Genomic DNA, 9,057 nt, shown 5'->3' with positions numbered 1-9,057 from the left:
TAGTAAGTAGTAAGTAGTAAGTAGTAAGTAGTAAGTAGTAAGTAGTAAGTAGTAAGTAGTAAGTGAAATGGCAATGGAGTAAGATAAGTTATATTTTAAACAGAGTATATATAATGTGTAAAATATATCCCTGAAAGAGCGGCATACATTAGCGATGGATAAAGCCCATCGGAGATAAAGTGGGGTTTAATTTAAAATTTAAAACACAAAATTTAAAACACAAAATTTAAAATAAAAGAAGGCATTGCAGGTACTACAAAACATATTATACAAAGTGCGTTTGCAGCAGGTGCTGGGTAGTACCAGCTTGATGGTAGGTTCTATTGCCATCGATAGCCGCAAGGCAACTAAAGATTGTGTGTTTGTAGCTATCACTGGCGTTCAAAGCGATGGGCATTTGTTTATAGAGCAAGCCGTGGCGGCAGGTGCCGTAGCGGTGGTGTGCGAAACCATGCCTTTTACTAAGCAGTCTGGCGTTACTTATATAGAAGTAAAAGATGCCAGCGAAGCGGTAGCCATCATGGCGCATCATTTTTATGGGCAACCTTCCGAAAAAGTAAAACTGGTAGGTGTTACGGGTACTAATGGCAAAACAACCATTGCTACCGTTCTTTTCAAGTTGTTTACCCAAATGGGCTATACCTGTGGGTTAATTAGCACTGTGCAAAACCAAATTGGCACAACGATAATTCCCGCAACGCACACAACGCCAGATGCAGTAAGCCTAAATGCCTTGTTGCAACGAATGGTAAATGAAGGTTGCAGCCATGTATTCATGGAGTGCAGCAGCCACGCCATCCACCAAAAACGTATTGCAGGGCTGCATTTTACGGGTGCTTTGTTTAGCAATATTACCCATGATCATTTAGACTACCATAAAACCTTTGACGAATACATCAAGGTAAAAAAGAAGTTCTTTGACGATCTGCCCTCCACTGCATTTGCCATCACCAATGCAGACGACAAACGTGGTATGGTGATGCTGCAAAACACTCATGCAAGGAAATATACCTACAGCCTAAAAACAATAGCTGATTTCAAAGGCAAGATACTGGACAATGCCCTGACTGGGCTGCAAATGCTGGTGAATGAAACAGAAGTGCACTTTCAACTGATTGGCGAGTTTAATGCCTATAACTTATTGGCAGTATATGGTGCAGCTATTTGCCTGGGTGAAGAAAAGCTGGAAGTGCTTACGGCATTGAGTATGCTTACTGGTGCAGAGGGGCGATTTGACTATTTGATAAGTAGCAAGTTCATTGTGGGTATTGTAGATTATGCACATACACCAGATGCACTGGAAAATGTATTGAGTACCATCAAGAAATTGCGCAAAGGGCACGAGCAAATTATAACAGTAGTTGGTTGTGGCGGCGACAGGGACAAAACCAAAAGGCCCATCATGGCGCAAATGGCTTGTACCCTTAGCGATAGGGTAATACTCACCAGCGACAACCCCCGCAGCGAGGAAATTGCGGATATATTAAAAGACATGGAAGCAGGGCTGGATAGCGCAGCAAAGCGGAAATATATTTCCATATCAGATAGGAAGGAAGCGATTAAAACAGCAGTGAGCCTAGCCAACGAGGAAGACATTATACTGGTAGCCGGCAAAGGGCATGAGAAATATCAGGATATAAAAGGGGTGAAATACCCATTTGATGACAAGGAAGTGCTAAGGGAAACGTTTGAAATATTAGGAAAGTGAGTGGTCAGTCTTCAGTGGTCAGTAGAAAACCCTGAAAGGGTTGAACAACAGTAGCCCCAGGTGAAACCCGGGGAGGAAGAAGGAATGGATAAAAAATATACGCAAGTAATGGGTATAACTTATAATTCATAACTCATAATTCATATTTAAAGCATGCTTTATTATTTATTCACTTGGTTAAAACAACAATTCCACATGACAGGGGCAGGGGTGTTTCAATACATCACTTTCCGGGCGGCACTGGCGGTTATTTTATCCTTGTTGATTACTACTGTTTATGGCAAACGGGTGATCATTTTCCTGCAGAAAAAGCAAATTGGTGAAAGCGTGCGTGAACTGGGGCTTGCTGGGGAGCATTTGAAAAAAGGTACACCCACAATGGGGGGCATTATCATTATCCTCGGCATATTGATACCCACTTTGTTGTTTGCAAACCTGCACAAAGCCTATATACGTTTGATGATTTTAACCACGGTATGGCTCGGCATTATTGGTTTTATTGATGATTATTTAAAAATAACTGCAAAAAAGAAAGCACTTGCCAAAGGCGAAGCATACAAAAAGAAAGACAGTGATGGGCTGGCAGGTAACTTTAAAATAATAGGGCAGATAGGTTTGGGTATCATCATTGGTTCTACCTTGTATTTTAACAAGAATGTAGAAGTACAACGGGAGATATACACCCCAAAGAACACGGTGGCAGATTCTGTTTTGCAGAAAGGGGAAAGGTTATTGGGCGATACCATCCACATATTCGATGGCAAAGCGCACCATTTTGCACGGGTTAGCACGCCCATTACCACTATCCCATTTGTAAAAAACCATGAGTTCAATTACAGCAAATTGATAAGCTGGATGGGGCCTTGGGCAGACCAATATACTTGGGTAGTGTATATACTGGCTGTAACGTTTATAATAACCGCTGTATCCAATGGCGCAAACCTAACGGATGGGCTGGATGGGCTAGCGGCTGGCGTAAGCGCATTGATTGGGGCTTGCTTGGGCATATTTGTATATGTGAGCGGAAATTTCAGGTTTGCAGAGTATTTAAATATTATGTACATACCCAACATGGGGGAGCTAAGCATATTTATAGGTGCGTTTGTGGGTGCATGTATCGGGTTCTTATGGTACAATGCTTTCCCGGCACAGGTGTTCATGGGCGACACGGGCAGCTTGGCACTAGGTGGCATCATTGCCTCGCTGGCCATCATCGTAAGGAAAGAATTGATGATACCCATTTTCTGCATGGTATTCTTGGTAGAGAATTTAAGCGTGATCATACAGGTTAGCTATTTCAAATATACCAAGAAAAAATATGGCGAAGGGCGGCGGGTGTTTTTAATGAGCCCATTGCACCACCATTACCAGAAAAAGGGCTTCCATGAAAGCAAGATAGCAGTTAGGTTTTGGATTGTAACGTTGATTTGTGTAGTGTTTTCAATTATAACGTTGAAGATTAGGTAAAGCATGACACAGCCATACTCCCGTCCCCTAAAGGGGAGCATAGAAGCGAAGGGATTATGGAGTAGGGGAATAAATATACATTTCTATTAATAGATATAAATGGAAGAAAAGATTTTTAATAATAATCAAATTAAAAAAGGAAGTGAAGGTGCTACACCTAACACTCGCTTAGATAGCCCCCCTTTAGAGGATGGGGGCCGGGGCGGGGGTGCAGGCTACTTAGTTGTCCTCGGCGGTGCAGAAAGCGGGGTTGGTGCAGCATTGCTTGCCAAAAAGAATGGATACACAGTTTTTTTAAGCGATGCTGGCGAGCTGAAAGAAGCCTACAAGCAAGAACTTGTTGCAAACAAGATAGATTTTGAAGAAAAAGGGCATACAGAAGAAAAAGTGCTGGAAGCAAATATTATTGTAAAAAGCCCTGGGATTCCCGAAAACAATGAATTGATAAAAAAGGTAAGGGCGAAGGGCATAAAAATAATTAGCGAAATAGAGCTGGCATATTGGTTTAAAGGCGATGCTAAAATTGTGGCAATCACGGGCAGCAATGGTAAAAGTACTACCACAAGTTTGCTGTTTCATATTTGCCAAAAAGCTGGGTTGGATTGTGCATTGGTAGGCAATATAGGCTATTCGTTTGCAAAGCAAATAGCAGAAGACCCTAAGCAATTGTACATAGCAGAAATTAGTTCTTTCCAGTTAGATGATATTGATACGTTCAGGCCAGATATTGCCATTTTGCTCAATATCACAGAAGACCATTTGAATAGGTACGACAACAAGTTTGAAAATTATATCAATAGCAAGTTTAGGATAATTGAAAACCAAAAGGAAGAAGATTATTTTATTTACTGTGATGATGACGAAGTGATTAAAGAAAAATTACATACACTCACCATACATACAAACACCCTCCCATTCTCAATGAAGCACGAATTTAAAAAAGGCGGTTACCTAAAAGGCGACGATGTTATGCTAAGGTTGCAGCAAGAGCGCATCAGCATGAGTATTTACGATTTTGCCATTAAAGGGAAACACAACATCTACAACACTATGGCAGCAGGTATAGCAGCGAGCACGCTTGGCATCAGGAAACAAATGATCCGCGAGTCTGTTGGTGACTTCCGTGGGCTGGAACACCGCATGGAATATGTAGCTTCTGTACGTGGGGTCGATTTCCTGAACGACAGTAAAGCCACCAATGTAAACAGCACATGGTATGCCCTAGAAAGCATGGAACGCCCTGTGGTGTTGATACTTGGCGGGCAGGACAAAGGCAACGACTACAGCATACTAGACGAACTGGTAAAGCAAAAAGTAAAAGCCATTGTGTGCCTTGGTGTGGACAATGCAAAGATTGTAAAGCATTTTAAAGATATAGTACCCGCTATCCGTGAAAGCAACGACATGGATACCTGCGTAAGGATGTGCTTTAAGCAAGCTGTAAAAGGCGATGTGGTGTTGCTTAGCCCAGCATGTGCCAGTTTCGACATATTCAAGAATTATGCGCAAAGAGGGCAGTACTTCAAGGATGCGGTGAGGGAGCTTTGATTGTTTTGGGTTTTATGTTTTATGTTAATTGGCTCTTTTGTTTGTATGGCATTTTATATATAAAACTTAAAACACAAAACTTATGAGAATAATATATGAGTGTATGTAAATAAACTAAAAAAGCAAGCCTTTGCATTTAGTCAGGGTCTGGCTCCCCCTCGCCTTTGGAGAGGGGGTTGAGGGGTGAGGTCAAAAATGGTGTTTTAAATTTTTAAATTGTACTCAATTTAGAACTTAAAACACAAAACTTAAAACAATAATCGAATGAACGATACTTTATTTTCACAGATGCCCTCAATGGAGGGGATGCGGACACAGTTGGCTTTCCGTACCCGTGGCGATAAATTCATTTGGGGCATCGTGGTAATACTGGCACTTATTTCTGTGCTGGTGGTATATAGTGCCACGGGGTCGTTAGCGTATAAAATGTACAAAGGCAACAACGAGGTTTATCTGTTTAAGCAATTAGCTTTTATGCTGGTGGGCTTGGTATTGATTTATTTTTTGCACCGGGTAAACTATACCATTTACAGCCGTGTGGCATGGGTATTGTTCCTTACGGCTATCCCTTTATTGATTTATACATTTTTCTTTGGTGCAAAAATAAATGATGGCAGTAGGTGGATAAAGCTGCCCATCATCAACATGACAGTGCAAACAAGCGATTATGCTCGTTTGGCTTTGTTCATGTATATATCCCGTGTATTGAGCAGGAAGCAGGAAATTATCAAAGATTTTAAAAAAGGCTTTTTGCCAGTAATAGTACCAGTAGTCATTATCTGTGGCTTGATTGCCCCGGCAAACTTATCAACTGCTTTGTTAACAGGGGCAACCTCGTTGTTGCTCATGTTTATTGGCAGGGTGAGCATCAAGCATATTTTATTGGCAATTGGCGTGGCCGCCATCCCCGTGGGACTATTAATATCCGTGGCAATATTAACCCACAACAATAAAAAAGACGATGCAGACATAGCACATGCGCCCGCTGCAAAGGAAGAACGCTATGCAGGCCTGGGCAGGGTGGGTACTTGGGTAAAAAGGGTACAGGATTTTGTGTATGCAAAAAATGAAGATGTGCCTTACCAGGTTCAGCAATCAAAAATAGCTATTGCCAATGGTGGCATATTGGTAGGGCTGGGTCCGGGTAATAGCAGGCAACGGAATTTCCTGCCGCATTGTTATTCCGATTTTATTTATGCCATTATTATAGAGGAGTATGGCTTGCTGGGTGGGGCATTTATCATGTTTATATACTTAGCATTTCTTTTCCGGGGCATACGGTTGTTCAGGCGTTGCCCTTACGCATTTGGGGCTTTCCTTGCCCTCGGACTAAGTTTCACCTTAATTATTCAGGCATTGGCAAACATGGCCGTTGCGGTAAATATTGTTCCAGTAACGGGTGTTACGCTCCCCTTAGTAAGCATGGGGGGCAGTTCGTTCCTATTTACCTGCGCCTCGATTGGCATTATACTCAGCGTGGCAAGGAACGTGGAAGTGATGGAAGGCAAGATAGAGCCAGAAAGCATTTTAGGCAAGGCAGAAGTGTCAAGTCAGCCTGTTGCCGAAGGAGCAGGGATAACTGGGAATAATGTATATAAAGCCCAAACAGCGGCTTTATAATTCCTAATTTATAATTCCTAATTAATGATGAGGCGTTTAATCATAGCAGGGGGTGGCACAGGGGGGCATATTTTTCCTGCCATTGCCATTGCAAATGCGGTAAAAAAGATAAACCCGGATGTACAAATCCTGTTTATTGGTGCCACAGGCAAAATGGAAATGGAAAAAGTGCCAGAGGCCGGCTATGAAATAAAAGGCATCACCATTGCGGGTTACAACAGGAGTTCTTTGATAAAAAATATATGGCTACCCTCAAAAATAGCCATCAGCTTTGTGCAAGTGAGGCGTATCATGAACAGCTTTAAGCCAGATGCAGTGCTGGGCGTGGGCGGTTATTCCACCTTCCCAGTTTTGCGGTACGCACAAGGCAGGGGCATACCAACGTATATACACGAGAGCAACTCTTTTGCAGGGAAAAGCAATGTGCTGCTAGGCAGGAAAGCCACTAAAATATTTGTGGCGTGGGAAGGGATGCAGAAGTTTTTCCCGGGGCATAAAATCATGTTGACGGGCAACCCTATCCGGTCAGCAATTGCCCATTCCACGGTTACCAAAAAAGATGGATTGGATTTTTTTGGGTTGAAGGAGGGGTTAGAAACCGTATTGGTAGTGGGTGGCAGCCTTGGGGCAAGCAGCATCAACGAAGCAGTAGCCCACCATTTGCCGCAGTTTGAACAAAAAGGGTTGCAATTAATTTGGCAAACCGGCAAAATAGATGCCGATAAATACCAGGCCTTGGCAGTGGGCAACGAACATATTTGGGTTGGTACTTTTATCAAGCAGATGGAAATGGCTTATGCTGCCGCTACCTATATCGTAAGCAGGGCAGGAGCAATGGCAGTTGCTGAATTGTGCGTGGTAGGCAAGCCCGCCATATTAGTGCCTTATCCTTTTGCGGCAGAAGATCATCAAACGGCAAATGCGATGTCTTTGGTAGCAAATAAAGCAGCGGTTTTATTAAAGGATAGCGAAGTAGAAAAATATTTAATGAGCGAATTGTCCCTGTTAATATCGGATCCTGAAAGGTCTGAGGAGATGAGTAAAAACATCAACGCATTGTGCCTGCGGGATGCGGATGAAGTGGTGGCGAGGGAGATAAATAGCCCTTAACCCCTAAAGGGCGACTAAGAAACCCCCAGTCCCTAAAGGGGGGCTATCGGAGCGAAGGGGAAATGTCCTTAACTATCGCAGCAAGGGGAGGCGATTTAGTTATTGAAAGAGAAAATTATTAAAATGAATGAAGTAACTATAAATAATAACGGTTTCATAAGCCCCCCTCTAGGGGCCGGGGACTTCGAGCTCGCGGCTGGTGCTGCTGTGTATTTCATCGGCATTGGCGGTATCGGCATGAGCGCTTTGGCCAGGTATTTCCATTCAAAAAATTATAAGGTTAGCGGTTACGATAAAACGCCTACCCCACTCACGCAGGCATTAGCGGCTAGCGGCATCAGCATACATTACGAAGAAAATATAAGCCTTATACCCAAGGATGCACAAGTGGTGGTATATACCCCTGCCGTGCCTGCCGAACATGCCGAGCTGGTCTATTACAGGGAACATAATTATAAAGTGGTAAAGCGTAGCGATATACTGCAATGGATCACTGAAAATTCTTTCAATATCTGCATTGCAGGCACGCATGGCAAAACCACCACTACCACCATCACGGCCCATATCCTTCGTCACAGCGGCTATGGGTGCAATGCCTTTTTAGGGGGCATAGCCGCCAACTACGACACCAACTTTTGGAGCAGCGATAGGAACGTAGTAGTGGTAGAGGCAGACGAGTATGACAGGAGCTTTTTGAAATTGAGGCCAGACATAGCGGTTATTACGGCTATGGATGCCGACCATTTGGATATATACGGCACGGCAGAAGCTGTGGAAGATGCTTTTCTCCAGTTTTCTGGCAAAATAAAGGAAGGTGGCTGTTTAATCAGCAAGCATGGGTTGAAAAGGGATGCAGATTTTTCAGTGCCAAACCATTTCACATACAGTTTTGGCGATGCCCATGCGGTTGCTTATGCAACAGATATAAAAGTAGAAAATGGTGCCTACCGTTTTGATGTAGTGGTAAAAGGGGCAACAATAACCGATGTGGTGCTGCACATGGGTGGGCTTCACAATATAGAAAATGCAGTGGCTGCCATCAGCGTGGCAAAACAGTTGGGGATTGAGGACGAAAAAATAAAAGCAGCTATTGCCAATTTTAAAGGGGTAAAAAGGCGTTTTGAATATGTGGTGAAAAATGAGCAGCATGTGTTGATAGATGATTATGCCCACCACCCAGAGGAGTTAAGGGCATTGATAAGCGGGGTAAGGAGTTTGTTTGGCAACGAAAAGTTGACGCTCGTGTTCCAGCCGCATTTGTACAGCAGGACGAATGATTTGGCAGATGCTTTCGCCACCAGCTTAAGCATGGCAGACGAAGTAATATTATTGCCCATTTACCCCGCAAGGGAACTGCTTATACCGGGCGTGACAAGCGAAATGATTTTGGAGAAAATGACCCTTGAAAACAAGCAAGTGCTAGGCATGGATGCCCTAGTAGATTGGGTAGCAGATAAACGCCCCAGCTTATTGGTAATGGCTGGCGCAGGAAATATAGATACATTGGTAGTTCCGGTGAAGGAAACTTTAGAAAATTAGAAAATTAGGAATTAGGAATTAGGAATTAGGAATTAGGAATTAGGAATTAGGAATTAGGAATTAGG

Annotated in this window: 6 protein-coding genes; all 6 read left to right on the top strand. The window is 43.1% G+C overall.

The features are described from left to right. The first annotated feature begins 244 nt into the window (after positions 1 to 244). The 6 genes from ACHFIY_RS18820 (at position 245) to murC (ending at position 8,992) form a co-directional block, all read left to right on the top strand. Entirely contained in the window at positions 245 to 1,708 is a 1,464-nt protein-coding gene (locus tag ACHFIY_RS18820) for a UDP-N-acetylmuramoyl-L-alanyl-D-glutamate--2,6-diaminopimelate ligase (protein ID WP_410847676.1), read from the top strand. 153 nt (positions 1,709 to 1,861) lie between these two features. Beyond that, positions 1,862 to 3,175 (top strand): phospho-N-acetylmuramoyl-pentapeptide-transferase, encoded by a 1,314-nt coding sequence (gene mraY / locus ACHFIY_RS18815; protein ID WP_410847675.1) that lies wholly within the window; start codon positions 1,862 to 1,864, stop codon positions 3,173 to 3,175. A gap of 99 nt (positions 3,176 to 3,274) precedes the next feature. Further along, the gene (murD, locus tag ACHFIY_RS18810) at positions 3,275 to 4,723 is read left to right on the top strand and encodes a UDP-N-acetylmuramoyl-L-alanine--D-glutamate ligase (RefSeq protein ID WP_410847674.1); all 1,449 of its coding nucleotides are present in this window, start codon (positions 3,275 to 3,277) and stop codon (positions 4,721 to 4,723) included. A gap of 264 nt (positions 4,724 to 4,987) precedes the next feature. Continuing rightward, the gene (locus ACHFIY_RS18805) at positions 4,988 to 6,343 is read left to right on the top strand and encodes an FtsW/RodA/SpoVE family cell cycle protein (RefSeq protein ID WP_410847673.1); all 1,356 of its coding nucleotides are present in this window, start codon (positions 4,988 to 4,990) and stop codon (positions 6,341 to 6,343) included. 24 nt (positions 6,344 to 6,367) lie between these two features. After that, complete coding sequence (murG, locus tag ACHFIY_RS18800; RefSeq protein WP_410847672.1) at positions 6,368 to 7,453, top strand: undecaprenyldiphospho-muramoylpentapeptide beta-N-acetylglucosaminyltransferase; 1,086 nt, start codon at positions 6,368 to 6,370, stop codon at positions 7,451 to 7,453. A 123-nt stretch (positions 7,454 to 7,576) separates the two neighbouring features. Continuing rightward, positions 7,577 to 8,992 (top strand): UDP-N-acetylmuramate--L-alanine ligase, encoded by a 1,416-nt coding sequence (murC, locus tag ACHFIY_RS18795; protein WP_410847671.1) that lies wholly within the window; start codon positions 7,577 to 7,579, stop codon positions 8,990 to 8,992. Positions 8,993 to 9,057 lie beyond the last annotated feature (65 nt).

The organism is Parasediminibacterium schistidii, from assembly GCF_046546515.1.
GTDB lineage: Bacteria > Bacteroidota > Bacteroidia > Chitinophagales > Chitinophagaceae > Parasediminibacterium.
The sequence above is the reverse complement of the archived record's forward strand: the minus strand, read 5'-3'. Positions and strand labels throughout refer to the sequence as shown.

Coding starts and splice junctions, on each gene's coding strand:
- mraY (WP_410847675.1), top strand. CDS start 1,862: ATGCTTTATTATTTATTCACTTGGTTAAAACAACAATTCCACATGACA.
- murD (WP_410847674.1), top strand. CDS start 3,275: ATGGAAGAAAAGATTTTTAATAATAATCAAATTAAAAAAGGAAGTGAA.
- ACHFIY_RS18805 (WP_410847673.1), top strand. CDS start 4,988: ATGAACGATACTTTATTTTCACAGATGCCCTCAATGGAGGGGATGCGG.
- murG (WP_410847672.1), top strand. CDS start 6,368: ATGATGAGGCGTTTAATCATAGCAGGGGGTGGCACAGGGGGGCATATT.
- murC (WP_410847671.1), top strand. CDS start 7,577: ATGAATGAAGTAACTATAAATAATAACGGTTTCATAAGCCCCCCTCTA.